Here is a 21,228-nt window from a genome sequence, read left to right on the forward strand (position 1 = left end):
GCGTAAGTCAGTTGGGTAGGTGCGCTGCGATCCACTCGGTGGCGCGCGCGTTGTCGGCAGCCCGCTGCTCCTCGGTCATGCCGGCCCGGCGCTCCGACTGCCGGTAGGCCTGCAGGTCGAACACGGCCGCGTCCTCGCCCCACGACGGCGCCGCCTGGCACTTGTCGTGGTCGTGAGCTCCGAACCGGACAGTCGTGGTCGTGTAGACGCCACCGCGGGTGGCGAGCATCTTGCAGAAGTCGCACGAGTCGCCGTGCGCGACCCGCATCCAGCCGCGCGCTTTCGGATCAGCGACCGAGGATCGGATGATCGTGTTCCGCGAGAAGTTCGTCAGGCGCCGCTCCAGGCCACCCCACAGCAACTGCTGGAACGCTGCATCGCTGGTCGCCTCCGACGTCGCCCAGCCGACCAGCGCCGGAATGCCGGCATCCTTGGTGGCCGCGGGGATCGCAGAGAACTGGCCACCGATCCCGAACGCATCCCGGGTCTCGTCGTACCAGTCCGCGGCCGCGGTCGCGAGCGCCGGCCCGTACAGGTCGACCATCGACGGCAGGACCTTGTTCAGGAACACGTCGGCCGCATCCAGGTCGGTGACCTGCGACCAGATCTTGTCGAAGTCGCCGCGGGCGTTGCGGACGATGTTCTTCAGCCGGTACTCCAGGACCGCCAGCTGCACGCCGGGGGAGTCCACGGGCTACTTGCTTTCGAGCGCGGCGGCCTGGTTGTCCGGGACACGCAACGAGACCGGGACGGCGCCGGTGAACTTCAGGCCTAGCAGGCCCACTCTCGCAGCGGCGTCCTCGGGGTCGGCGCCGGCGCGGATCGCGACGCCGAGCGCATCGAACCGGGCGCGCATGAGGTTCGCTTCGGCGATCGCTTCATCGGTCGCGCTCGCCGGCTGATCGGCGGTGGTGGCCGGGTTGGCGGCCGCGCTGTCGAGGATCGTCCGCAGGTTGGCCATGCCCTTGTCGCGGTCACGCTCACCAAGGAGCTGAGCCACGGTGGTCTCGTCCAGACCGATGAGCTTCACCGCGGCGTCGGTATCGGCGATCCACGGCATCGACGTCGTCACCTTCAAGAACCAGTCAGCGGCCGCCGACTTCGACTCGTGCCGAGGATCGCGGAAGTTCGCCTGCAGGTTACGCAGTTCGACGGGCAGCGTGGTCGCACCCTCACGGATCATCCACGCGTTCTGCAGGGTCCGCACGTGCGCCGACCGCCAGCCATCGATCGTGTCCTCAGCCTCAGAGATCAGATCCTCACGCGACGCCAGGTACGACTCGGCCGAGGTGGGGTTCGCCTGCGTCATGCCGATACCCAGCGACGACACCGGGATCGACGCCTCAGCAGCGAACAGCTGCGCCCACACCTCGAGCTGATCCACGTGCGGCTGCTGGCTTGCCTGGGTCAGCTGCGTCAAGGTCGCGCGAGTGGTCTCGGCCTCGTCGTTGTCCGGGACGGAGAAGATGCCGTTCAGGAGCATCTTCCAGGTCGGGTTCCCCTCGAAGAACGACTCGTCGGGTCCGAACAGCGCCAGGGTCGGAATCGAGTAGAAGTCGGCGGTCCCCTCGGAGCGGAGGATCGACCGGACCGCGGAGTTCGTGAGAGCCATGATCGGCCGGCTGATCCGCGACGATCCGAACGGGCGGCCGTCCCGACGCCGATAGACCAGCGGCTCGACCGGGATCCGGGGCAGCGAGGACGGCAGCCGTTCGACGACGGCACCGTCCTTGCACACGATGACCTGCTTGGGCAGGTACAGGTTGAACGCGGCCATCTTCGCCTGCTTGTCGCGATCAACGACCGACAGGAAGTTCACCAGCTGGCGGGCACGCGACGACCACTCACCGGTGCCGTTCAGCGCCGACTTCCGGCTGATCACAACCTCAGGATCACCCGCCGCGGTGTCGCCCCGGGTCGTGATCTGCCACGCCACGGAATGCTCCAGGGACGACAGGCCCGAGATCCGCGCCTCGGAGTAGTAGTCGTTGCCGGTGAGGATCTCGTCCAGGCCGAACTCGGTCAGGTCCCGGCCAGGGATCGAGAACTCAACCAGACGCGCACGGCGCGCCAGCGCCTCGACGGCCTTCGCCGGCCAGCCCAGGACCATGCCGATGTTCCGCAGGTACGGCGGGATTGTCGGCGGGAGCTGCCGCAGAGCGTGCTTCCCGTCCATGTACGCCGACCGGAGCTGGTTCCGGCGTGCCTTCGCGTCGAGCTGCGCCTCCAGCTGGTTGACGACGCGCTGCTCGTCGACCGTCAGGCCACGGATCACAGTCACGATGGCACCACCGCCCTCCAGCCTCCACCGGAGCGTGCCCCGGTCCTGATCTTGACCTTGCCTGACGCGATCACTGCGCGTGCCCCGACGACGGCACCGACCATGGCGACCGCCAAGTCGACGAGCTGCAGAGAGTCGCGGGTGACCTTGCCCAACGAGATGCCCCACTGGTTCGGCCGGTTCTTCGCCGCGTGAACGTGACTCCTCAGCTGCGGCGACCCGTCCCACCGGAACGGCACCTCGTCGGGTCCTTCGTCGTCGATCCACGACTGGACGAGCTCGGCCGTCTTCGTGAACTCGTAGTTCCTCGCCAGACCGCCCGACGCGGATAGCCGCATGTCGTACAGCACCGGGGAGCCCTTCGCTCCCGGCGTCGCCCACACCTTCAGCCGCGGCCGGAACAGCGTCGCCCACTCGGCAATCTGGTCAGCCCAGTACAGGGCCACACCCTCGTCGTCCTTCGCCGGGCCCGGATCCACCCCGAACCACTCAACCTTGTAGGTCGCCTTCGCAGCCCGAACCGCATCGTCGACCTGGTCCCGCGGCACCAACCAGCGGCCATCCCGCTTGTCGTTCCAGCCTTTCGGCTTCGCCCAGCAGCCCAGCTGCTGCACGTAGAAGTCCCGTAGCCGGCACCCGACCAGCGCCGTCGCATCCTCCGACTTCGAGCAGTCGAGGAACAATGCGATCTGCTGGCCGGCCTGCAGCGGGTTCGACGCGTCGGCGAGCTGGTCGAAGTTCGCCGGATCCACCCACGAGTCCTCGTCGGCGGCCAAACCGTTGAAGTAGTAGCGGATCGAGTCACCGACCGACGTCGTGTTGTCGAGCATCTCCCGCGACATCCGCAGCAGATCCGACCACTTCGCATCCATGTAGGCCGCCCGCAGACCAGCCAGCCGGCCTTCCTCGGTCATCATGTCGGCGGTCGGCGGTGCTTCGATCGAGTCGTACAGGATGTCGCGAGGGTTGGAGTACTTCGGCGCCTGCTGCACCTGCCATGCCTCGTACGACTTCTCGGCCACCGACTCCTGGCCGAGCCGGTGAGCGTTCGTGAACTCCAGCGACCGGGCCTGCACCGACGCCGGCGACTTCGCGACGTTGCGGCGGGCCTGGGCGGCGATCGCGTGCCCCTGGTCGGTGTGCATGTGGTGCGTCTCGTTCAGCAACGAGCAGGTCACCGGGTCGCCCTCGTTCGTCTTCTCCGAAAGCGTGTTCACCTCGACGCGGCCGAAGCTGTCGACCATCACCGTGCGAGTCACCCCGCAGTCGAGCCGGTAGAACGCCCGGGCGTCCATCGACCACATCGCGTTCATGATCCGCAGCAGGTCCCGCGACTGCGACTCCGAGTTCGACGAGATCTGCACCAGCGGCAGACCTCGAGGACGTCCGATCGGGCGGCCAGTCTTGTCGTCGACGTCGTACAGCTCGACCGGGCCGGCCAGCTCCATGTTCCCGATCGTCGCCGCGAACGGGTCCTTCCCGGTGCCCTTCGCGCCACGCTTCACACCGCGCCGATACACGAACCGACCGTCGTCGTCGACCCAGTACCACAGCATCAGGAACCGCTTCTGGCCATCGGTGAACCGCCACGGCTGCCCGGTCAGGTAGTGGATCAGGCCAGGCCGCTCGGTGCGTCCCTCCGCCCAGGCGATCAACGCCGGCGCGAGCGAAGACCGGACGATCGCCAGCTTCTCCTCCGGATCCGTCGGCCACGGCAACGTGCACCAGGCGCCCGTCTCCGGATCGACCCGGTACCCGGGTAGAAGCTCAGAGCTCGCGGTAGTCATCCAGCGACACCACGGCGGCCGGCGCCGCGTCCTCGGCCACCTCCGGCTTCCTGGTGAAGTACCGGATCCGCAGATCGCGCCGGTAGTCGACCGTCGTGCCCAGGACCTTCTCCCGGTTCCGGATCTCGGTCGCCATGCCGGTGCCGCCATCGGTGTGGAACTTCGCCTTCAGCGCCGCGGTGTCCATCGCGAACTCCCAGTCCGACGCCGTCCACAGCGAGCAGTGCGGCATCGTCGACACCGTCGCCCACCAGCGCTTCGTCCACGTCGGCCAGGCCCGGCCATCCGGCTGAGTCCGCGGCAACTTCGGCCCACCGGTGAACGGCACATCCTCAACGAGGACCCACTCGGTCGTCGGCGGGTGCCGGGTGATCGCCTGACCCTCGGTCTTCTGCTTACGGCCAGGAACAGGCACCAGCGATCACCTCCCGAAATCCAAAGGCTCTGAACGGTTCACGTTTTGCACAGCCAGGCAAGCCCTATGCCTAACGTGGGGTGGGGGTTGGGGGTGGGGGGTGGTCCCCCTGGGGGTCAGGCTTGGTTGGGGTGGGGCTTGGGGCCGCGGTGGCCTTTGAGGCGTTCGCGGCCGGCTTGCTGTTCGCCGCGCGTCTTGTGGTCGTGGCAGGGGCTGCAGAGGCCTTGGCCGTTGTCGAGGGTGTCGGGGTTGATGCCTTGGCGGAGGCATTCGGCGTGCGGGATGCGGTGGTCGGCGATCGTGCTTGGCTGGGTGCAGCCGTTGGGGGTGCAGTTGGGGCAGCCTGGGCATTGGCAGGTCGGGTCGCGTCGGAGGATCTTGGCCCGGATTGGTTTGGGGTAGCTGTTGCGACGTCCTGACCAGCTGGTGGTGCGATCGGTCACTCGTCGGACCAGATGTCGGCGCTGATGCGCTCAGCCTGGACGAGGAGGCCGTCGGTGACGTGGAGCGGCTGGCCGTCGGCAACGGTGCGGTAGTAGCCGCCGCGGCCGGTCCCGTAGTCGGCCTGGTTGATGCTGAACGCGACGACGACCCAGTTGAGCGTGGCCCTGCCGTCGCATTCGTCGGCGAGTGTCGGCCTCGAAGTCGTAGGGCGCGCCATCGGTGGTGGTGACAGTGATCTTCACTCTGGGTCCTCTCGGGGTCTTCATGCGTGGCGGCCCCGCCCGGGCCTGGGGACTCCACTCCTGCAGGCGATGCCAACACAGTGGCGATGGTTGGCGTGGGCGGGGCCGGGTCTGGGGACGCGAAAGGCCTCAGCTGGTGAGCGTGTGGCTCGGGCTGAGGCCTGCGTTTGGGGTCGCTGAACGACCGATCTGCGTCTCAGTATGCACCAGATAGTCAACAGTTGGCGCGGATAGCGTTGGTTAGCGCTGATCGTGTGGGCGTGTCGTCCTGACTCGAATGTGCCGGTTCTTTGCCTGGGTCAGCTCTTGCGGCGGTGGTGGCCACGGTCGCGGACGCGTTCCTTCACTCGGAGGACGTCGGCGAGGTAGTACAGGGGCCGGCCGTGGCTGTCTCGCCGGGCTGGGCTGATGAGCTTGCGGCTGCGCCAGGTCGTGATCGTTGACGGTGAGACGCCGAGGATCGCGGCGAGCTCCTCGCCGGACATGGGTGGCTGCCGGCGGCCGAGGTCGACCATCGTCCCGGGCGTGTACTGCTTCTGGCAGGCGGGGCATTCGAACCAGGAGACGTCGTCGCGCGCCCGGAGCTGGTTGTTGCACTTGGTGCAGCGCGGCACCCACGGCTCACGCTTCCCGGTGACCGTCTCGGACAGTCGGGTGTGGAGGGTGGCGATGTCGCGGACGTGGAGCGGCGCCCACGCTCGGGCGAGGACGAACAGGGTGACGTGGCTGAGCCAGTCGCATTCGGTCGCGACGGTGGCTGGGTTCGCGAGCGGCGGCATGGTGACGCCGGGGGCGGCGAGCATTTGGCGGGCGATGTTGTCGGTCCACCAGACGAGGGCTGGCAGGGTGCCGAGTCGGTGGATGGACGCGGTCCGGCCGGGGTCGTGTTGCCGCCAGCCGATGCCGATGCTGGTCGACTGCAGGTGAATGACGGTCAGGTTGATCGGGGCACGTGATCCGGGCTGGGTGTGGGCGCCGTCGTCGTTGGGTTGGCCGGCGTCGGCCCGGTCGGGTTCGTCGATGGTCGGTAGCTGCCCGTACAGGGTCGGGATCTCGGCGAGGTGGGTGGTGTGCTGGTTGATCTCGTCGGCGCTGAGCTGCGTCTTCGGCTGCCACCACGGTCCGCGGCTCATTCGGCGTCCTCGACGAGGATCGCGTCGACGAGCTGGAGACGGAACACGGTCTTCCCGCCGTGGTTGCGGTAGCGGAGCACTTCGATCTGGGTGCCCTGGTACACCTCGTTGCCGATGCGGACTTGCAGGATGGTTCCGGGCTCGAAGGTGAGTCCGGCGGGGTGGCCGACCGGGGTCAGTTGCAAGGGTTCTCCTGGGCGAGTTCAGCTGCTGCTTCGGTGCGGATCTGCCGGATCCGTTCGGGGTCGTGGAGGGCTTCGGCTCGTGACCTGGCGCAGTCCCGGCAGGGGTGGCGTTGGGAGTCTTCGCACTGGTGGAGGCTGCACCAGCCGAGCGGGATCGGGGTCTGGCTGATGGTCGGGATGAGGGCCGCCCGCCAGGGTCCGTCATGCTCGAGTAGCGCCGGTGTGGTGTTCGCGTAGGTGCCGGGTGCGGTGCCGGGTTCGAGTGCGATCCAGACGAGTTCTCGGGCGACATCCCACAGCGGCCGGTGCGCTGATGTCCGCCGGAGGAACGTCGCCAGGCTGTCGACTCGCCAGTCGGGGCGCAGCTGGTGGACGGCGGCCGCGAGGCGTTGGAGCTCGGCGTGGTTCATCGGTGTTCAGCCTTGTCAACGGTCAATCGACGGCGGCGCGCGCGTTGACTACTCAACGTTTGACGCTTGACGTAACCACCGACACCCACAAGCAGACCTAAGTGAAGAGTCTGAGTCTGAGTCTGAGTCTGTCTTAGCCATCGCATAGCCATCGTTTTGTCATAGGTGGAGCTATGGCATCTGCTACCCGTGTGCCATGGCTTACCCATTGGATGCCGCCTGGGTGTCCGGATAGCAGTAGGCGCAGTCCTTGACCTTCTTCCTGGCCGCCTCGTGCCATCGCATGTGGGCGCCCTTCGAGCCGCCCTCGCTCTTGGACTGGCGGTAGGCGTTGATCTCGGACGCGGCACGGTTCCAGCGCAGGTAGTCGGGCAGCTGGTAGGTCGCGTTGTCGACCTCAGCGAGGTGGCCCTGAGCGACCAGCTCGGCGATCGCCTTCGGGCGGCCGTTCTTCCGCAGCCAGGTCGCCGGCAGGAAGCCGTTCGTCTCGTTGCGGCCGCAGTAGCAGATCGACTCGATCATCAGCCGGAACGCCGCATCGGACAACACCACGATCGACCCCTTCTCAGGCATCGCCTGGTCGATCCGGACGCTGGGCGCAGCCTCAAACTCGGGCAGATCAGAGGAACGCTCAGCCATCAGGCAGAAGCCCCCTCAACGGCCGGGGCGAGGTCGAGACGGGTGATCGGCTCCGGGTTCGCGTCCCGGGCCGCGAGAGCCTCCGCAGCGGCCTCCCTGAGCCGTTCCGCGATCTCGGCGGCCGCGGCTGCCTTCTCCTTCGCGGACGGGCCTGCCGACTCGGACAGGCGCTCCAGCAGCTCCACCTCCGGAGTACTGGCCACTTCCGGTTCTGGGACTGGTTCGGAGGCCTCCGGGAGCTGGTCGGTGTCCTGCCGGCGCGGATCTAGCAGCCATGCGGCGCGGGCATCGTCGGCGAGGCGGCGGATCTCTCGGACGCACCGGTCGCAGATCCACGCACCACCAGGCGGGGCGTTGTCGATCCGTTCGACGCGGCGTTCGTCGATCGAGACGAGGACCTCACCGCACCACGTCTGGTCGGGGGACTGTTGGACGTGCCACAGACGGCCGTGGAACAGCCTCGCCCAGGTCATGACCACCACTTCAGAGGTCCGCTGCTCAGGCACGTTGAACTCCTTCCATCATCACTTCTCTGGGTCGTAGGGGGAGCCGGGTCGGGTAGGCGGAGACCGCGGCCTGCACGCCGCCCGATCCGGGGAATAGGTCGATCACGTCGTCGGTGTCGGGCTGGTAGCCGAGGGCGTCCAGGACCCACCAGGTCCAGGCAGCCGGTTTGGCTCCGACAAAGCCGATCCGTGGGGATGGTGCGGTTAGGACGTCGTTGACAAAGTCGCCGGCGCGACCAGCTCGGCGGTCCCGGGGGGGGCAGACGAGGACGGCTTCCCAGCATCCGCGGATCCGGTGCGCGGTGGGCGGATTGTTGGGCTTGATCCATGCCATGATCCGCACCTCGGGCAGCTCGCCGTAGGCGGAGATTCCGTCCGGGGTGGTGGCGATCGCCCATCCGTCGAACTCGGTGGCCAGCTGCTGCGCAAGCGCGGCGTGCCGGGCCGGGTCGTCCCACTCGGCAGCGGCGGGGTGGAAGTCCGCTGGGCGTTCCTGCCTCGGCCTGGTGCCGTCGCCGTAGTAGCGACGCGCCCGGCTGCGCTTGACCACACGGCCACCGGGACGGTCGAACCGGACAGACGCCGCCGGCGGATAGGGCGGGTCAGCGATGCACAACCGCGCCATCAGGCCGCGCCTCGTCCCTGGGCTTCGGCGACGTCGTCCCACACGATCCGGGCACCGTGCTGGCTGACTCCGGTCCAGCGGCGCGTCGTGCCGCCGGGCAGGATCCGGGTGCGGTCCATGCGGCACATGCCGAGGCCGGGCAGGACCAGGACGTCGCGGGTCGGGAGGCCGCAGCACCAGACGTCGCCGGCGTCATCGGCGAGCCGGCCGTCGCACAGCAGGCAGGTGCGGCCCTTCTGGTAGGTCGGCTTCTGGTACTTAGGCATGAGCAGCTCCGGCAGTGGGTGGGAACAGGGTGGGCGCGTCCGGGTCGACCATCGGCGCGATCGTGATCAGCACGCCGGGCTTCGGGAGCATCGCGAGCGTGCCGGCGAACACCTTCCGCGACGTCAGCTCGCACACCAGGGCGTCGTTCTGGATGACGCCGGCCGACTGCAGCGAGTCGAGGACCATCCGGTCGAGCTTGTCGACGTCGGGCCGGACGTGAGGCCAGCGGCGTTTCGCGGCGGCCGGCGGCCGAGCGAGCGCGAACGTTGCGTCGACCTGGACAGCTTCGGTGTAGGTGCGGCCGATCGAGTCGCGTAGCTGCCGTCCGGCCTTCTCCAGGAGATGCCGCCACACCTTCCCGGCGCCGGTCGGATCGTCCTCGACGAGCTGGTGGTAGACGGCCGCCTCGCACGCCTTGCAGCGGCGCGGCCCCATGCACTGCAGCGACCCCTTCGTGGCGGGGGTGCCTTCGATTCGGACGGCGGGCATCAGGCTGTCCTCAGCTCGGTCACGGTCTGCTGGTAGAGGCGGCGGTATTCGTCGGGGTGCTGCTCGGCGAGCTTCGCGAGGGCGCGGCTCCGGGCTCGTGACATGAGGCGGTTGTTTCGCTTGTACGTCGGGCTACTCGCTGACCACTGCTGGTTGTAGGCGGTCTGCGCCGCCCGGCACGCCTTGCAGGTCTTGGTGCCGTCGCGGCGGTGCTTCTGGTAGCCGCCTGTTGTCCCGCACTCAGCTGGCATAGCGGCCTCCGGCGAGCTGGCGGCGGATCTGCGCCTCGATGGTGTCGGGCAAAGTCTGGAGGCCGAGCTGGCCGCGCCACGGGATCGGGTTGCGGAGCCGTTCGGGGAACGCGAGGCGGAGGTGCCAACGGTCGGGTTCGGCCCACCGGGTGCAGTGGCCGCCGCAGTCGAGGCCGTGGTGCACGGTGATGAGTTCGGCGACGCCGATGATCATGCCCGGCATGGGTGCGGGGACCTGCTCGACCTTCACACTGGCCAGGTCAGCGACGCGGACGAGCTCGTCCTCGGTCCACGGGCCGCGTCCTTCGTGGATCGCGACCGCGCCGCGGTAGTCGCCGGCGAGGTTGCGGGTGCGGTTCTCCGGGGACTTGTGGAGGTCGACGATCCCCGGCGCCCACGGGTACCGGACAGTCAGGATGCGCATGGTCATGCTGCAGTGCTCCCTTCGGTTCGGCGCCGGTGAGCTAGAGTCCCGAACTCGGTGGCCAGCTCGGGTGCGTTGCGGCGCAGCAGCTCGTGGAGCGACGACGCCTTCATGCCGATCCGAGCAGCGATCATGTCGGGATGCTCACCGAGCTCCAGGAGCTCGCGGACGTCCTCGATCCGGGCATTCGTCGTGACAGCCGGGACGCCGACGTTCGGCCGAGCGGCCGGATCGTCGATCGTGTCGTCGTCCCACGCCATCGGTGGCATCCAGCCGTGTTGACGGGCTACCTTGCGGGCCCTGGTGATGCCACCACGCTCTTGCCGGGTCGTGGCGGTAGGCGGCGCGCTCCAGCAGCGGTCGTACAGGTCGCGGACTCGCGCCGCGGTGCCCTTCGTGACGAGACCGGTGCCGTGTATCAGGTGGCCAAAGTTGGCCACCGTCCAGCCCAGCTCGCTGGCCAGGCGCGACTGTGACCAGCCGACGGTGACGAGCGCTTGCAGGCGGCGGCGCGTGCCGGTGCCGTCGACCATGGCGCCATCGGCTAGGTCCAAAGTTACGGCTAGAAGCTTCTCAGCGACGTTCCGGCGGACCTGCTTGCGGGGCGGCCGGTACTCGGGATGGTCGGGCTGGTCGACGTTCTTGCCGTACAGGATCGGGTACACCGTCGAAGTGGCGACGCCGGCCGCGGCCGCGATCCGTTTCCAGCCCATGCCGGCGTCCATGAGGCCACGCAGGTGGGCACGGACCACGTCGCCGGGGATGAACGGATCCAGTTCAGGATTCCAGCGCGCCAGCGCCTTCTGCCTGCTGCGGATCCGCATGCCTTCCCGGTTCACGATCGTGCACGCCTCGCAGCGGCAGCGATCGAACACGTAGGCGCTACGGGTGCCGTGCTGGTGGCGGCCGCCATGCTGGCAGTCGACTGGATCCGCGTATGTGCGCGGCGTTTCGGCACTCATCGGATCGCTTCCTCGAGAACTCGGGTGACGAGCTGGTCCTGCAGCTCAGGTCGGCTCGCCCAGGGGCCGTTCGCCTCGTTCCAGCTGCTCAGGATGCCTTCGTAGACGGCGGCCCAGGCCAGCGCCTTGGTGGTGTCCCAGGCGAGCGTCCAGGTGATCGACCGCTTGGCCCCCTTGCGTTCGACGATGCCGGCGTTGCGTAGCCAGTGCAGAGCGGTGTAGACGTTCGGCTGGCGGCGTTCGGTGACGCAGACCTTGCCATCGCAGAGGCGTTTCGGGTCGAGGCAGTGCGCGGGCTGGCACTCGCAGGCCGGCACCCGGCATCGGTCCCACTCGGAGTCCGAGCAGTCCCGGTTGGTGACGATTGGGGGCAGTTCGCCCTGCAGCGCTGCGACGGACGGCGCCCACTCGGGCTCGGCAGCCAGGAGGCGAACCACCGCCACTCGGGTCTCGCGGCCGTCCAGGTAGCCGGTCTCACTCCAGGTCATCGGAGTGCCTCTGCGAGTAGCTGGAGGCAGACGCCGATCGCGTCACTGAGCTGCGCGGCACCGCCCAGGATCAGCGACAGGACGATGCCGACGATCGCGGCCAGGACGAGCACCACGAGCACTTCGGCAGCGCGGCGGCTCATCGGAGTACTCCGAACTCGGCGTCGATCTGGCCGAGGTACTCGAGCTCGGGGCATGGCCAGTTGAACCCCAGGCTTCGGTCGGGGTGGAACATGTCGGGCCGCCCCTCGGCGTCGATGCACCAGTGGCCGGCCGAATGCCTCGCGCGGATCCGGTTAGTGACCGCGGCCGCGGTCTCGATGACGGCCTGGGCCGCGTGCGCGGTCGCGATCCGGAAGCCGCCCGGGTCGAGAGTCCATCCAACGTTGGTGATCGCTCGGGCGGCGATCTGCGCCGGCGTCAGGATCTCTTCGCCGATCAGATGGTCGCGCGGTGCGGCGCACCAGCACGGTGTCTCGGCCGCGCCGCGGCGGACGACATGGGTCGAGCGCGGCTCGGGAATAGTCATGGCTGCTCCCGCTCCACGTCGTGGCCGCGCAACAGCGCGACGGCAGCGGCCTGGGCACCAGGTGACCACACCTGCCCACCGTCGACGGGAGCCGGCTTCACCGGGTCACCTTTGGGCTGGCTGGTGCGGTAGGGGTTGGGGCAGTCGCAGTCCCACGAGTCAGGCCCGCACCCATCGCCGTTCTCGTAGCCGGCGCGATCGGCGTATCCCGCCCGATGCCCCTCGTCCCACGCGGGTGCCTTGACCTGCTCGACCGTGGGGGCGTTGGTGATCAGGGCGAGGATGGCGTCGGCGTCAGCCAGATACCGCGTCCACTCCTCAGCGTGGTAGTCGACAGGCTGGCCAGCTCCATCGCGATCACGCGATAGGCGCTCATAGTCCATCGTGGCCGCGTCGCAGGCGTACAGCGCCTTCGCGATCTCTTCCCGGCTCGGCAGCACTCGATCGAGCTCAGCGACATAGCACGGGCTATTAGCGCGGTGCACCGTGCCAAGCGTGGCCGGGCTACCGCACCCGCACATGGCCGCGCCGCGCAGCGCCTTCACTTCGGCGACGAGCTCGCGGACGTCGCAGTGCGAGTCGACGATCGCCGCTATGCCATCCGGTGAGTACTCGCCCTTGCCCGGCTTCGCGTCGAGCGCCTTCGAGTAGCGGGCCTCGATCGCGTCCAGGTCGCATCTGGTGGTCATCGCTGCTCACTCTCGGCGTCGATCAGCTCGATCGCGGCGACGAGAAGCGAGGCAGCCTTCACGAGCCTGTCGCGCAGGAACCCCGACCCGACCCATAGCGGGTTGCGCCGAGTCCAGCGCACCGCCTCGGTCTGGTATCGGTCACTGAGTTCGATCAGCGTGTGGACCCCGATCTTGGCGTCATGCTCGGCGGTCCAGCCGCGGCCGGCATGCGACGCTCGTTCGGCCGCGACGTCCTGGATGGCCGGGCTGATCCGGGCGCTGTGGGCCTGGACGATTTCGGCGTAGTGCCGGTACTGGTCGTCCATGATTCCGTGGCAGCCGGCCGGGTCGCACGCGACTCCCAGGTGGGCATGATCGAGGCACGTCATCCGGTCGAAGGCGTGCGCCTTGAAGGTCGCGGCCAGCTCGTCGAGGCTGAGACCGCAGCGGACTACTTCGGCCTGCTCAGCCGCGAGGTTGTCCACTCTGTGCCATTCGGCACCGGTCGACTGGTCACGGTGGCAGCCGGTGTGGCCGGCGCGCAGGTCGCACCACGACTGCGGCTGCCGAGCTTCGACCGGGACGTCGGCGCCCAGCAGATCCAGCAAACCGTTCGGGTCCAGGTGCGCCTCGCAGCGGCCCGCGTCGACCTCGGGCGGTGTCAACGTCAGCCGGTACAGCACACCGTCCAGCTCGATCCGGAGCACGTCGACCGACACCTCGACACGCGGGTGCGGCCCGGACAGATCGAACGTCGCCGCCGCGACTGGGTGCGCATCGCCGATCGCGAACTCGCCGGTCATCATTTCGTCCATCGGTAGTTGCACCTGCATTCGTGCTCGTCGTGGTCGTCGTTGGGGAGGTGGCACTCGTGGCCACCGAGGTTGGACTGCGCCTTGCACGGCCCGTACTTCGCGATCGCGGCCTTCCGTGCGGCCGCGGCGGCGCGACGCTTCTGCGCACGCCGGTTCAGGTCATGCCGGGCACCCAGCAGCGTGGCCACCAGGACCACCGCGGCGCCGATCAGCCACCAGTCCACGTCACACCAGCCCGAGTTGCTTGGCGGCCGACTCGACCTGGTCCCACAGCTCACGGCGGCCGCCGTTACGGTCCGGGTGAGCTGCGGCCCGGGCGCGCCGCCAGAGATCGACGTCGGCCAGGCTCTTGTCGGCCGCGTCGACTCCCTCGCCGATCACCGCGGCGAACACCTCGCGCGGCGTCGCCATCGGCAAGCCGGCTTCGAGCTGCAGCCAGCCCTTGTACTGCTCGCCGTGCTCGGTGATGCCGTACCGCTCAACCTTCCGCAGCGCTTCGAGGCCGAGAGCGATGGCCCGGCAGTTGTCCTGCCATGTCGCGAACCGGTCGCACTGGTAGGTCAGCGGGCCGTGCTTGGAGTCGAACAGGAGCCGAACCGCTGGGTCGGACGGGCGGGCGTTGGTGCGCAGCTGGCCGTCGAGGCGGATGTCCCGTTCGGTGACGCTGATCTGCACCACGACCCCGGACGCGCGCAGCGCGGTGAGCTCACGATCGAGCAGCTGCAGGGTGTCGGACCACGGAAGGTCCTGCCGGTCCCAGCCGTTGCCGGACTGGCGGGTGAAGTTGTGCGCCTTCCGCCGGCTGGCCGGGGTGCGTTCCCCGGTCCAACTGGTCAGGGGTCGGATCGTCATGTACATCAGGACGCTCGCTTCCAGATGACGCGCAGCGCGGCCCGAAGGTCGTTCAGGGCCACCGGATCATCGACGGGCTTCGGGAGGAGCGCGGCCGCGGCGCGCAGGTCTGCGCACTCGTGGTCGTGCTGGGCGAGGGCGGCCTGCAGCGCGGGGCGCGCCTCGGGTCCGATCGCGGTGAACCGGGTCCCGCAGGTCGGGCACAGACCGCGAGCGGTCCGCGGCACGAGCGACACCGTGGTGTCGACCGCAGCATCCCCGGTCACGACCCGACCGCCAATCTCGCGCACGCCGAGCACAAGTCGTCGTTGATCCACCAGCACGGCCCCTCACGGGTCACGCAGGCGTTGTCGTCGGTGCAGCCGCACCCCGCGCAGACCCGGACGGTCAACGCCGCCCGCACCTCGGCCTTCGTCAGGCCGGCACCGAGCCGCTGATGCGCATGCTCAGCGAGCAGCACAGCCGCCTCGATCAGACCCTTGTCTGCGGCCTGGGGGACGCTGACGAGCTCACGCAACACCTTATTGACCGCGTTCGCTTCAGTGACCGTCAACATGGCCCACCCCCGCAGCCGCCGCCTCACGAGCAGCCTTCAGGACGCGCAGCTCGTCGACGTTGTGGACGCCGCGCAGCATCTGGGCCAGCTCCAGCATCGCGATCAGGCCCGGGATCGCATCGCCGAGCTCGCGGAGCTTGTCCGCTTCCTGAGCGCACGCCTGGGCCACAAAGTCCGAGGCCGCCCCAAGCGTGACCAGCATGGTCGCCCGCGCGTACGCCGCCGCCATTCCGCCCACGATCCCGCCGATGCAGGTGTTCCGGCCGAGCAGGTCGGCGGCCGCTTCGAGCTGCGCCTTCCGAGCCTCCAGATCGGCGATCGTCTCCTCGATGCTCATCGCCGCGGATCCAGATCCGGATGAGCGGCCAGGAACGCGTCGACAGTCGCAGCGGACTGACGGCCACGAGCTGCATGGTGAACACGGTGCTCGATCGCCCACGGCAAGATCTGACGCCGCACCTCGACCGGCAACAACGGCCACACGTCCCCGTCCCGGGCCGGCACCGCCGGCGTCTCAGGATCAGGCACAACCGTCAACACCGGCCTGCTCGCCGGCGTGCCGGAGATCTCCGACAGTGCTGCCCGCAGCTCCGCAACGCGCGCCTCCGCCAGGACCAGCTCCTGCTCCAGCTTCTCGTGCATTTCGACTAGGTCGACCAGCTCGTTCGTCTTCTGCTCGATCGCTGCGACGATCTCCAACATCGCCGGCGTACCGGCCTGCCGAGCTGCGCCGAGGAGCCGTTCGATCGTTCTCGGACCCGGACCGAACCAGCTGACCGAAGAAGGGTCAGGATCGGCCGGCGGGATCGACGGCTCCTCGGCCACACCCGCCGGTTGCTCAGCCGGAACGGGTGCGTCCTCCCCACCTTCGTGTTGCTCCGACATGGCGGGGGAGGCTTCAGGGAAGAAGGCCTGCGTGAGACAGCCCGGCCCATCGACGACGACGACGTGGCCGGGTAATACCGGGCCGCCGTTGGCGTACTTGGGGCTCTCAGGCTCAGCGGGGGCGGCATCGGCGTCCTGCGGGACCGGGAATTGCACCGGGACCAGCTTGCCCTCCTGAACGAGGGAGTCGTTCACCTGCTGGTCTTCGGCGATGTCGCCGGCCGTCTCCTCGGCGGCCGCGACGGCCGCGTTGACGTCGATGGTCTGCATCACCTTCGGGCTGATGGCGCTCTGCCCCTCGGCGGCGTCACGGAGCTTCTTCGCGAGCTGCTTCGACGCCCGCGTCAGGTCAGCAATCGACGGGTAGCCGTACAGCTTCCCGACCTGCTCAACGACCTCCAGCGGCAGATGCGTCGACGTGGCCACCTGCGCCGGCGTGCTGCCCCGGGACAGCTTCGACACGACCTCGGCCACCTGCCGGTCAGACCAGACCTCCACCGTTTCGATCTCAGCCATCACTCACCGCCACGACCGAACTCGAGGACCTGGGCGCCACCCTCGACACCGTCACCGATCACCGTGATCTGCGCATCGTCGACGGACTCAGCGTCGATCGGCAACGGAGTGTCACCGGTCCGCGCCTCGGCCGCCCTCAGCAGGATCTTCTGATGCTCCACCGACGCCAAACCCAACCCGTCGATGTTCTCGGCCCCGAGCACACCGAGCGGCTCAACCCGGGACAGCTCCAACGTCGGCACGTGCTGCCGGCCGTCGTCGCCAGCGACGACCTCGAGCTTGCGGACGCGCATGATCCCGATCACGAGGACCGCGGCCGGGTTCTCGGCGTCGGAGTCGTTCCAGCGAGCGGCCAGCTGCTCAGCGAGCGGGTCCAGGCCGTTGATCATTTCGTTGCCGGGCAGCTTCCCGGCCAGCTTCAGCTTCTGGCTCATAGTGGTGGAGTCCCTTCAGGGTTGTGGTGGGTCAGTCGGTTTCGGGTTCGGTGGTGAGCGCGACCTGGCCCGCACCCCACGCTTCAAGGTCGGCCTTGGTAGCCATCGGCTGCAGGACAGCGAGGATCTGGTCGGCCTCGGCACTGGTCAGGTCGTCGACCGCAGCGAGCTGCTGCCCTTCGGGGCGCTGCAGGATCAGGTCGAAGTACGTCAGCTTCAGCTGCAGGTCGGACTGGATCCCGAGGTCGGCGCAGCGGCCACGCAGCAGCGACTTCTGCTTGTTCGTGATCAGCGGTACGGCTTCGGGGATGACGTCGATCGGGGCCTGCTCGGCCGGCGGGGTCGCGTCGACGATCTGCACGGCCGGGGCCGGGGTTGTGGCGGGGGCGCCGGCCGCCACCGGCGCCCCCTTGGTGGATCCGGGCTTCCCCGTGGACTGCCCCCCGGCGTCCAGTCCCGGATCCGGCTTGGTGGTGTCGACGAGCTCAGCGTCGACGATGTCGCCCTCAGTCAGCACTTCGCCGGTGACCGGGTCGACGGTCTCTCCCTCGGCAGGGCTCGACACGGGAATGTCGGCCAGGCCGGACACGATCATGCCGTTGCGGCGATCCTCAGCGAGGACGGCTTGCGCGTCACGGAGCTGCTGGCGCCGGTACTCCGCGGACGTGGGGACCCACTTGGCGAGCTGCCGGGCGGCGGTCTTCATCCACATCGCCTCAGGGTTCGTGTTCCACGGCGAGTAGTTGGACGCGGCCGACGCGGACTTCGACTTGGCCTTCTGCACCTCTTCGGGGCCGATGATGACGACCTTCGACGTGGCACCGTCGCGCATCCGCGCGTAGGCGTAGGCGCCGATCAGCTCGCCGCGATCGCCTCCGAACCAGTCGACCTTGTGGTGGGGCCGCTCGTCGACGCCGGGGTCGTAGCTGAACTCGTCGTTCCGCTTCACGACCTCGACGATCACCGACGAGACCGCGCCGGCACGGTAGATCAGCTCGATCAGGCCCTGGTAGCCGATGATGCCCTGAACGATCTGCGGCTCACCGCGGCGCGGCGAGAACGGCACCAGGTAGTACTCCTCGGTGCCCGGCGTCAGGCCACGCTGCGCAGCGGGGACGAGCGCACGCAGGAACGCGGCGTTGTCGTTCAAGGCGGCGGTCGCGACCTGCGGGTTCGTGCGCAGCACCGACAGCACCGAGCCGATCCAGGTGTCGCCTCCGTCCTCCTGGCGCAGATGGGTCGGCAGCAGGCTGGTGAAGCTACCGCGGTACCGCTCGACGAGTTCGGCGGGCTTGACGTGCTCGACGTCCTTGGTGGGTTCGGTCATGGTGGAGTCCCTTACTGGTTGATGGAGTCGAGGAAGGCGAAGACGTCGCCGGTCGTGGAGGTTTCGGGGTCGGCGCCGTCGACGGCCTGGCTGGTTCGCCAGTCACGCGGGAACGCCCAATAGGGCAGCGACAGCGTCACGGTCTCTTCCGGGTAGCCGGGGAAGTCGTCGGCATCCAGTGCGGCGGCCAGCTCGGCCAGCGCGGTCCGGTACTTCCAGCGGCCCAGCTCGACAGCGTCCGGGTCGAGCTCGTAGACGCACACCCGGAACGGCGCGGTCTTCTCCTGCACGATGTAGCGGAACCGGCGCGCCGGATGCCCGAGCGCCTGGGCGACGTCGAGGTACATCGCGGTCTGCATGTCGTAGCCGTAGTTCGCAACAGCCTTGCCGAACTCGTCCGCGGCCGCCGACTCGGCGGTCTTGTAGTCGTCGACCTCGTCACCGGTCAGCCAGTCGGGCCGGATCCGCAGCCACAGGTGGGTCTCCGGGTCGCACCAGTAGCCGGACACCTCGGCGTGACCGTCGGAGAGGATCTCCGCCGCGGTCGGATGGTGCCGGGTCGCAGCGGCCATGTCCTGGACCATGCGATAGTCGCGGCTCCGCAGCGCGAGCCCACCACGAGCCTCGAACTCCTCGGCGGCCTGGTTGACCTTCGGCGATCGCCAGTCGTCGCGGCCAATGTCGAGCAGCAGCGGACCCTTCCCGAGGACCAGGAGGTGCGCAGCGGATCCGAGGTCGAACTTCCGTTCCTGGGTCCTGGTGCGCGGCGGCTCCGGGTCGAGGAAGTGCGCCGGCGTCGGCGCCGACCGCCAGTCCTTCAGCTGCGACCGGGACCACGTCTTGATGACGTTGCCGTCGACGTCGATCCAGCCGGTGTGGTACAGCTCGTCGGGGATCCCGGAGTAGAACCCGGGAGCGTTGATCGTCGGCGGGCCGGCCGGGGCAATGGTCGTCGGATCGGTCACTTCTGCACCTCGCCCAGGATCGAGGCCAGCCACGTGAGCTGGTGGTCGGTCAGGCTGGTGAGCTCCCGGTCGCCTTCGTCGTCGAGGCCTTCAGCGGCGACCAGGACGTCACCGACCAGCGGCCAGCCCCGGAAGCCACTCGCACGGCCATTGAAGGCGCGGTACTGGCGCTGGCCTTCCTCGTCGACGACCAGGACCAGGTCCAAGCCGGACAGCTCGACGGAGTACAGCAGCTCGAACCACTCAGCGCCGATCGCCTTCGCGACGTGCTGCGGTTCGTAGTGGACGAGCTTCACCGGCTGGTCCGGGTCGGCCGGGATGAGGACGCCACGCAGCGTCGGGGTGTCGGTCATGCTTCCTCGTTCAGGTCAGTGCCGCCGAGTTCGGCGTACAGCTTGTGGAGTCCCTTCGCGGTCACGCGAACGGTGGGTGCCGGCACCTGCTCCCGGCCGAGACGGTCATTCCAGTAGGGCGGGTTCGCTCGCATCGTCAGCAAGCCGGCGTCGACCTTGTCCTGGTAGGGGTGCCAGTCGCCGCGGCGCTCGTACAGCCACCGGTGCTTGCCCATGAACCGGAACAAGCCGTTCTGCCCGATCTGGATCGCCGGATCACGGGAGAGCATCTTCGCGGTGTCCGCAACCGAGTAGTCGCCGGCCGCGTCGACGAGGTGCAGCCACGCTTTCGCGGGCGGCTCCAGCTCACCGATGCGTGCCTTCGCGAGCTCGTGCGCTTCGGACTCGTCAGCGAGCGCCCGCAGCGCCTCGGCGTAACTCTGGGGGAGTGCCCGGCTCGGGTGCAGCTCAGCCTCGCGGGTCCGGACAGCGAAGTAGGCCTGCGCGGCGGCGACGGCCGGCTTGTTCGGGTCACCGTTCATCGCGACGAGGTAGGCGGCGAACCGGGTCAGGAGGTAGTCGAACTGGTCGGGGCCGCGGCCGCCGGAAACTTTGCGGGATCCCATAAAGTTCCGGTCCGGGTCCAGGCCCTGGTTCTCGCACGCCTTCTTCGCCCGGTCCATCGGGACCTGGAAGTTCTGCCACGACGAGTAGCCCATGAGCGGCATGAGGTCGCGCGCTGACCAGCGCTCAGCGCCGGACGGATGGGCTTGCCGGATCGCCTCGAACGGTGAGGTCGGCGCGGCCGCCAGATGGGCGCTCATGACCGGCCCAGCTCTGCGTCGATGGCCGCGTAGGCCGCTTCGATCGCGGTCGTCAGTTCGCCACCACTTCCCATCCGGGCGGCCAGGTCGACGAGTTCGGTGATGATCGAGGCGGCGCCGTCGACGTCGAACAGGAACAGCACGTCGGCCTGGTCGGTGGTGTTGTTCACGCGACCGTTCAGCAGCATCGCAATCATGTGCCCATCGGAGTCGCTACCAGACTCGGGCTTTACCGCGGCCACGCCGACGCCCTCGAGGAGCACGGCGTTCTGGCCGTCGATCACGACCCCGCCGTTGTCGAATGGGCCGCCTGGTCCGGCCATGCTGCCGCGGAGCTTCCGCGGATCGGTGGCGGTCACGAAAGGACCTCGATCCGGTCGGTCGTGATGAGCCGAATCGGGCACGGCGCGTCGGTGTCGAACAGTGTCAGGCCCGACAGCCCGTCCTGGTGGGTCGGCTTGGAAATGCCCGGGGTGTAGCCGAGCTGCCCGTAGCCGAGCACGGTGCCGGCGGGCAGGACGACGCGGACGAGCTTGCCGTGGTTCGGGGCCTTCATCGTGAGCTCCTGGCCGCGAAGCGGGCCCACACGATCGATCCGGCGACGTAGCCGGCTGCGAGTAGGACCAGGACGCAGATGCCGCGGGTCACGATGGTGGCCAGCTCCCAGGCGACCATCACGCCACCTCTTCGAGGAAGCGGCTGGCGGGGACGCCGAACAGGATGGCGAGCTTCTCGACCTCGTCGACGTTGAACGGGATCTGGCCGCGGACTCGACGTCCGAAGGCGGCCTCGGACATGCCGATGGCGGCGGCGACTTCGGCGCGGCTGAGGTTGCGGGAAGCGATGAGGCCTCGGACGTGGGCAGCGGTGCGCTGTGTCGTGGCCGTCGGGTTTGTTCGCATAGCGCACATTCTTAGCGCTGGCAGGAGAGTGCGTCAAGCGAACTGGCCAAGTTCTGGGCGTGTCGTTTTGTG

36 protein-coding genes are annotated in these 21,228 nt (G+C 68.6%); all 36 read right to left on the reverse strand.

All coding sequences use genetic code 11. From position 1 onward, the window contains the following. Positions 1 to 7: 7 nt before the first annotated feature. On the reverse strand, positions 8 to 691 hold the full coding sequence (locus ATK74_RS04035; protein ID WP_098459840.1) for a VG15 protein: 684 nt from the start codon (positions 689 to 691) through the stop codon (positions 8 to 10). A 3-nt stretch (positions 692 to 694) separates the two neighbouring features. Beyond that, positions 695 to 2,281: a phage portal protein gene (locus ATK74_RS04040; protein ID WP_169923724.1), complete on the reverse strand. Its 1,587-nt coding sequence runs from the start codon at positions 2,279 to 2,281 to the stop codon at positions 695 to 697. Continuing rightward, positions 2,278 to 4,068: a terminase gene (locus ATK74_RS04045; protein ID WP_098459842.1), complete on the reverse strand. Its 1,791-nt coding sequence runs from the start codon at positions 4,066 to 4,068 to the stop codon at positions 2,278 to 2,280. The genes ATK74_RS04040 and ATK74_RS04045 overlap by 4 nt, the downstream gene beginning before the upstream one ends. Then, positions 4,049 to 4,483: a phage terminase small subunit gene (locus ATK74_RS04050; RefSeq protein ID WP_098459843.1), complete on the reverse strand. Its 435-nt coding sequence runs from the start codon at positions 4,481 to 4,483 to the stop codon at positions 4,049 to 4,051. Before ATK74_RS04050 ends, ATK74_RS04045 begins: the two co-directional genes overlap by 20 nt. Before the next feature lie 116 nt (positions 4,484 to 4,599). Beyond that, on the reverse strand, positions 4,600 to 4,926 hold the full coding sequence (locus tag ATK74_RS04055) for an HNH endonuclease signature motif containing protein (protein WP_169923725.1): 327 nt from the start codon (positions 4,924 to 4,926) through the stop codon (positions 4,600 to 4,602). Continuing rightward, positions 4,923 to 5,144, reverse strand: a complete 222-nt coding sequence (locus tag ATK74_RS04060; RefSeq protein WP_098459845.1) for a hypothetical protein — start codon at positions 5,142 to 5,144, stop codon at positions 4,923 to 4,925. The genes ATK74_RS04055 and ATK74_RS04060 overlap by 4 nt, the downstream gene beginning before the upstream one ends. 324 nt (positions 5,145 to 5,468) lie before the next feature. After that, positions 5,469 to 6,302 (reverse strand): MerR family transcriptional regulator, encoded by an 834-nt coding sequence (locus ATK74_RS15290; RefSeq protein ID WP_169923726.1) that lies wholly within the window; start codon positions 6,300 to 6,302, stop codon positions 5,469 to 5,471. Beyond that, positions 6,299 to 6,487 (reverse strand): hypothetical protein, encoded by a 189-nt coding sequence (locus tag ATK74_RS15295; RefSeq protein ID WP_169923727.1) that lies wholly within the window; start codon positions 6,485 to 6,487, stop codon positions 6,299 to 6,301. Before ATK74_RS15295 ends, ATK74_RS15290 begins: the two co-directional genes overlap by 4 nt. Further along, positions 6,478 to 6,897 carry a hypothetical protein gene (locus ATK74_RS15300; protein ID WP_169923728.1) on the reverse strand — a complete coding sequence of 140 codons (420 nt, stop codon included), beginning with the start codon at positions 6,895 to 6,897 and terminating at the stop codon, positions 6,478 to 6,480. Before ATK74_RS15300 ends, ATK74_RS15295 begins: the two co-directional genes overlap by 10 nt. A 201-nt stretch (positions 6,898 to 7,098) precedes the next feature. Continuing rightward, the gene (locus tag ATK74_RS04070; RefSeq protein ID WP_098459847.1) at positions 7,099 to 7,536 is read right to left on the reverse strand and encodes a hypothetical protein; all 438 of its coding nucleotides are present in this window, start codon (positions 7,534 to 7,536) and stop codon (positions 7,099 to 7,101) included. After that, entirely contained in the window at positions 7,536 to 8,042 is a 507-nt protein-coding gene (locus ATK74_RS04075; protein WP_098459848.1) for a hypothetical protein, read from the reverse strand. The genes ATK74_RS04070 and ATK74_RS04075 overlap by 1 nt, the downstream gene beginning before the upstream one ends. Next, complete coding sequence (locus tag ATK74_RS04080) at positions 8,035 to 8,667, reverse strand: hypothetical protein (RefSeq protein ID WP_098459849.1); 633 nt, start codon at positions 8,665 to 8,667, stop codon at positions 8,035 to 8,037. The genes ATK74_RS04075 and ATK74_RS04080 overlap by 8 nt, the downstream gene beginning before the upstream one ends. Beyond that, positions 8,667 to 8,933 (reverse strand): hypothetical protein, encoded by a 267-nt coding sequence (locus ATK74_RS04085; protein ID WP_098459850.1) that lies wholly within the window; start codon positions 8,931 to 8,933, stop codon positions 8,667 to 8,669. Before ATK74_RS04085 ends, ATK74_RS04080 begins: the two co-directional genes overlap by 1 nt. After that, a complete protein-coding gene (locus tag ATK74_RS04090; RefSeq protein WP_098459851.1) occupies positions 8,926 to 9,423 on the reverse strand; it encodes a RusA family crossover junction endodeoxyribonuclease in 498 nt (165 codons plus the stop codon). Before ATK74_RS04090 ends, ATK74_RS04085 begins: the two co-directional genes overlap by 8 nt. Positions 9,424 to 9,663: 240 nt before the next feature. Next, positions 9,664 to 10,104: an ASCH domain-containing protein gene (locus ATK74_RS04100; RefSeq protein ID WP_143483558.1), complete on the reverse strand. Its 441-nt coding sequence runs from the start codon at positions 10,102 to 10,104 to the stop codon at positions 9,664 to 9,666. Next, a complete protein-coding gene (locus ATK74_RS04105) occupies positions 10,101 to 11,060 on the reverse strand; it encodes a hypothetical protein (RefSeq protein WP_098459854.1) in 960 nt (319 codons plus the stop codon). Before ATK74_RS04105 ends, ATK74_RS04100 begins: the two co-directional genes overlap by 4 nt. Then, the gene (locus ATK74_RS04110; protein WP_098459855.1) at positions 11,057 to 11,548 is read right to left on the reverse strand and encodes a hypothetical protein; all 492 of its coding nucleotides are present in this window, start codon (positions 11,546 to 11,548) and stop codon (positions 11,057 to 11,059) included. The genes ATK74_RS04105 and ATK74_RS04110 overlap by 4 nt, the downstream gene beginning before the upstream one ends. After that, positions 11,545 to 11,691, reverse strand: a complete 147-nt coding sequence (locus tag ATK74_RS15305; protein ID WP_169923729.1) for a hypothetical protein — start codon at positions 11,689 to 11,691, stop codon at positions 11,545 to 11,547. The genes ATK74_RS04110 and ATK74_RS15305 overlap by 4 nt, the downstream gene beginning before the upstream one ends. Then, entirely contained in the window at positions 11,688 to 12,077 is a 390-nt protein-coding gene (locus ATK74_RS04115; protein ID WP_098459856.1) for a hypothetical protein, read from the reverse strand. Before ATK74_RS04115 ends, ATK74_RS15305 begins: the two co-directional genes overlap by 4 nt. Next, positions 12,074 to 12,766, reverse strand: coding sequence for a hypothetical protein (locus tag ATK74_RS04120; RefSeq protein ID WP_098459857.1), 693 nt, complete (start codon positions 12,764 to 12,766; stop codon positions 12,074 to 12,076). The genes ATK74_RS04115 and ATK74_RS04120 overlap by 4 nt, the downstream gene beginning before the upstream one ends. After that, the gene (locus tag ATK74_RS04125; RefSeq protein ID WP_169923730.1) at positions 12,763 to 13,581 is read right to left on the reverse strand and encodes a hypothetical protein; all 819 of its coding nucleotides are present in this window, start codon (positions 13,579 to 13,581) and stop codon (positions 12,763 to 12,765) included. The genes ATK74_RS04120 and ATK74_RS04125 overlap by 4 nt, the downstream gene beginning before the upstream one ends. Beyond that, positions 13,551 to 13,787 carry a hypothetical protein gene (locus tag ATK74_RS04130; RefSeq protein WP_098459859.1) on the reverse strand — a complete coding sequence of 79 codons (237 nt, stop codon included), beginning with the start codon at positions 13,785 to 13,787 and terminating at the stop codon, positions 13,551 to 13,553. Before ATK74_RS04130 ends, ATK74_RS04125 begins: the two co-directional genes overlap by 31 nt. 1 nt (position 13,788) lies before the next feature. Continuing rightward, a complete protein-coding gene (locus tag ATK74_RS04135) occupies positions 13,789 to 14,415 on the reverse strand; it encodes a molecular chaperone DnaJ (RefSeq protein WP_143483560.1) in 627 nt (208 codons plus the stop codon). Positions 14,416 to 14,420: 5 nt separating this feature from the next. Next, entirely contained in the window at positions 14,421 to 14,681 is a 261-nt protein-coding gene (locus tag ATK74_RS04140) for a hypothetical protein (protein ID WP_143483561.1), read from the reverse strand. Then, a complete protein-coding gene (locus ATK74_RS04145; protein WP_098459862.1) occupies positions 14,678 to 14,971 on the reverse strand; it encodes a hypothetical protein in 294 nt (97 codons plus the stop codon). The genes ATK74_RS04140 and ATK74_RS04145 overlap by 4 nt, the downstream gene beginning before the upstream one ends. Next, positions 14,955 to 15,308, reverse strand: a complete 354-nt coding sequence (locus ATK74_RS04150) for a hypothetical protein (RefSeq protein WP_098459863.1) — start codon at positions 15,306 to 15,308, stop codon at positions 14,955 to 14,957. The genes ATK74_RS04145 and ATK74_RS04150 overlap by 17 nt, the downstream gene beginning before the upstream one ends. Then, positions 15,305 to 16,372, reverse strand: coding sequence for a hypothetical protein (locus tag ATK74_RS04155; RefSeq protein ID WP_098459864.1), 1,068 nt, complete (start codon positions 16,370 to 16,372; stop codon positions 15,305 to 15,307). The genes ATK74_RS04150 and ATK74_RS04155 overlap by 4 nt, the downstream gene beginning before the upstream one ends. Further along, positions 16,372 to 16,806, reverse strand: a complete 435-nt coding sequence (locus tag ATK74_RS04160; protein WP_098459865.1) for a hypothetical protein — start codon at positions 16,804 to 16,806, stop codon at positions 16,372 to 16,374. The genes ATK74_RS04155 and ATK74_RS04160 overlap by 1 nt, the downstream gene beginning before the upstream one ends. Positions 16,807 to 16,837: 31 nt before the next feature. After that, positions 16,838 to 18,133 (reverse strand): recombinase RecT, encoded by a 1,296-nt coding sequence (locus tag ATK74_RS15485; protein WP_098459866.1) that lies wholly within the window; start codon positions 18,131 to 18,133, stop codon positions 16,838 to 16,840. Between the two features lie 11 nt (positions 18,134 to 18,144). Next, positions 18,145 to 19,098, reverse strand: coding sequence for a PD-(D/E)XK nuclease-like domain-containing protein (locus tag ATK74_RS04170; RefSeq protein ID WP_169923731.1), 954 nt, complete (start codon positions 19,096 to 19,098; stop codon positions 18,145 to 18,147). Then, positions 19,095 to 19,451: a DUF3846 domain-containing protein gene (locus tag ATK74_RS04175; RefSeq protein WP_098459868.1), complete on the reverse strand. Its 357-nt coding sequence runs from the start codon at positions 19,449 to 19,451 to the stop codon at positions 19,095 to 19,097. Before ATK74_RS04175 ends, ATK74_RS04170 begins: the two co-directional genes overlap by 4 nt. Further along, complete coding sequence (locus ATK74_RS04180; RefSeq protein WP_098459869.1) at positions 19,448 to 20,254, reverse strand: phage antirepressor KilAC domain-containing protein; 807 nt, start codon at positions 20,252 to 20,254, stop codon at positions 19,448 to 19,450. Before ATK74_RS04180 ends, ATK74_RS04175 begins: the two co-directional genes overlap by 4 nt. Further along, positions 20,251 to 20,613 carry a hypothetical protein gene (locus tag ATK74_RS04185; RefSeq protein WP_098459870.1) on the reverse strand — a complete coding sequence of 121 codons (363 nt, stop codon included), beginning with the start codon at positions 20,611 to 20,613 and terminating at the stop codon, positions 20,251 to 20,253. The genes ATK74_RS04180 and ATK74_RS04185 overlap by 4 nt, the downstream gene beginning before the upstream one ends. Then, positions 20,610 to 20,810 (reverse strand): hypothetical protein, encoded by a 201-nt coding sequence (locus ATK74_RS04190; RefSeq protein WP_098459871.1) that lies wholly within the window; start codon positions 20,808 to 20,810, stop codon positions 20,610 to 20,612. Before ATK74_RS04190 ends, ATK74_RS04185 begins: the two co-directional genes overlap by 4 nt. Beyond that, on the reverse strand, positions 20,807 to 20,929 hold the full coding sequence (locus ATK74_RS15675; RefSeq protein WP_281255359.1) for a hypothetical protein: 123 nt from the start codon (positions 20,927 to 20,929) through the stop codon (positions 20,807 to 20,809). The genes ATK74_RS04190 and ATK74_RS15675 overlap by 4 nt, the downstream gene beginning before the upstream one ends. After that, a complete protein-coding gene (locus ATK74_RS04195) occupies positions 20,929 to 21,156 on the reverse strand; it encodes a helix-turn-helix domain-containing protein (protein ID WP_169923732.1) in 228 nt (75 codons plus the stop codon). The genes ATK74_RS15675 and ATK74_RS04195 overlap by 1 nt, the downstream gene beginning before the upstream one ends. Positions 21,157 to 21,228 lie beyond the last annotated feature (72 nt).

It is taken from the genome of Propionicimonas paludicola, from assembly GCF_002563675.1.
Classification (GTDB): domain Bacteria; phylum Actinomycetota; class Actinomycetes; order Propionibacteriales; family Propionibacteriaceae; genus Propionicimonas; species Propionicimonas paludicola.

Bases quoted from the DNA above. Each gene is read 5' to 3' on its own strand.
- ATK74_RS04045 (WP_098459842.1), bottom strand. From the start codon at position 4,068: ATGACTACCGCGAGCTCTGAGCTTCTACCCGGGTACCGGGTCGATCCG.
- ATK74_RS04060 (WP_098459845.1), bottom strand. From the start codon at position 5,144: ATGGCGCGCCCTACGACTTCGAGGCCGACACTCGCCGACGAATGCGAC.
- ATK74_RS15290 (WP_169923726.1), bottom strand. From the start codon at position 6,302: ATGAGCCGCGGACCGTGGTGGCAGCCGAAGACGCAGCTCAGCGCCGAC.
- ATK74_RS15300 (WP_169923728.1), bottom strand. From the start codon at position 6,897: ATGAACCACGCCGAGCTCCAACGCCTCGCGGCCGCCGTCCACCAGCTG.
- ATK74_RS04070 (WP_098459847.1), bottom strand. From the start codon at position 7,536: ATGGCTGAGCGTTCCTCTGATCTGCCCGAGTTTGAGGCTGCGCCCAGC.
- ATK74_RS04080 (WP_098459849.1), bottom strand. From the start codon at position 8,667: ATGGCGCGGTTGTGCATCGCTGACCCGCCCTATCCGCCGGCGGCGTCT.
- ATK74_RS04085 (WP_098459850.1), bottom strand. From the start codon at position 8,933: ATGCCTAAGTACCAGAAGCCGACCTACCAGAAGGGCCGCACCTGCCTG.
- ATK74_RS04090 (WP_098459851.1), bottom strand. From the start codon at position 9,423: ATGCCCGCCGTCCGAATCGAAGGCACCCCCGCCACGAAGGGGTCGCTG.
- ATK74_RS04100 (WP_143483558.1), bottom strand. From the start codon at position 10,104: ATGACCATGCGCATCCTGACTGTCCGGTACCCGTGGGCGCCGGGGATC.
- ATK74_RS04105 (WP_098459854.1), bottom strand. From the start codon at position 11,060: ATGAGTGCCGAAACGCCGCGCACATACGCGGATCCAGTCGACTGCCAG.
- ATK74_RS04110 (WP_098459855.1), bottom strand. From the start codon at position 11,548: ATGACCTGGAGTGAGACCGGCTACCTGGACGGCCGCGAGACCCGAGTG.
- ATK74_RS15305 (WP_169923729.1), bottom strand. From the start codon at position 11,691: ATGAGCCGCCGCGCTGCCGAAGTGCTCGTGGTGCTCGTCCTGGCCGCG.
- ATK74_RS04115 (WP_098459856.1), bottom strand. From the start codon at position 12,077: ATGACTATTCCCGAGCCGCGCTCGACCCATGTCGTCCGCCGCGGCGCG.
- ATK74_RS04120 (WP_098459857.1), bottom strand. From the start codon at position 12,766: ATGACCACCAGATGCGACCTGGACGCGATCGAGGCCCGCTACTCGAAG.
- ATK74_RS04125 (WP_169923730.1), bottom strand. From the start codon at position 13,581: ATGCAGGTGCAACTACCGATGGACGAAATGATGACCGGCGAGTTCGCG.
- ATK74_RS04135 (WP_143483560.1), bottom strand. From the start codon at position 14,415: ATGACGATCCGACCCCTGACCAGTTGGACCGGGGAACGCACCCCGGCC.
- ATK74_RS04145 (WP_098459862.1), bottom strand. From the start codon at position 14,971: ATGTTGACGGTCACTGAAGCGAACGCGGTCAATAAGGTGTTGCGTGAG.
- ATK74_RS04150 (WP_098459863.1), bottom strand. From the start codon at position 15,308: ATGAGCATCGAGGAGACGATCGCCGATCTGGAGGCTCGGAAGGCGCAG.
- ATK74_RS04155 (WP_098459864.1), bottom strand. From the start codon at position 16,372: ATGGCTGAGATCGAAACGGTGGAGGTCTGGTCTGACCGGCAGGTGGCC.
- ATK74_RS04160 (WP_098459865.1), bottom strand. From the start codon at position 16,806: ATGAGCCAGAAGCTGAAGCTGGCCGGGAAGCTGCCCGGCAACGAAATG.
- ATK74_RS15485 (WP_098459866.1), bottom strand. From the start codon at position 18,133: ATGACCGAACCCACCAAGGACGTCGAGCACGTCAAGCCCGCCGAACTC.
- ATK74_RS04175 (WP_098459868.1), bottom strand. From the start codon at position 19,451: ATGACCGACACCCCGACGCTGCGTGGCGTCCTCATCCCGGCCGACCCG.
- ATK74_RS04180 (WP_098459869.1), bottom strand. From the start codon at position 20,254: ATGAGCGCCCATCTGGCGGCCGCGCCGACCTCACCGTTCGAGGCGATC.
- ATK74_RS04190 (WP_098459871.1), bottom strand. From the start codon at position 20,810: ATGAAGGCCCCGAACCACGGCAAGCTCGTCCGCGTCGTCCTGCCCGCC.
- ATK74_RS15675 (WP_281255359.1), bottom strand. From the start codon at position 20,929: ATGGTCGCCTGGGAGCTGGCCACCATCGTGACCCGCGGCATCTGCGTC.
- ATK74_RS04195 (WP_169923732.1), bottom strand. From the start codon at position 21,156: ATGCGAACAAACCCGACGGCCACGACACAGCGCACCGCTGCCCACGTC.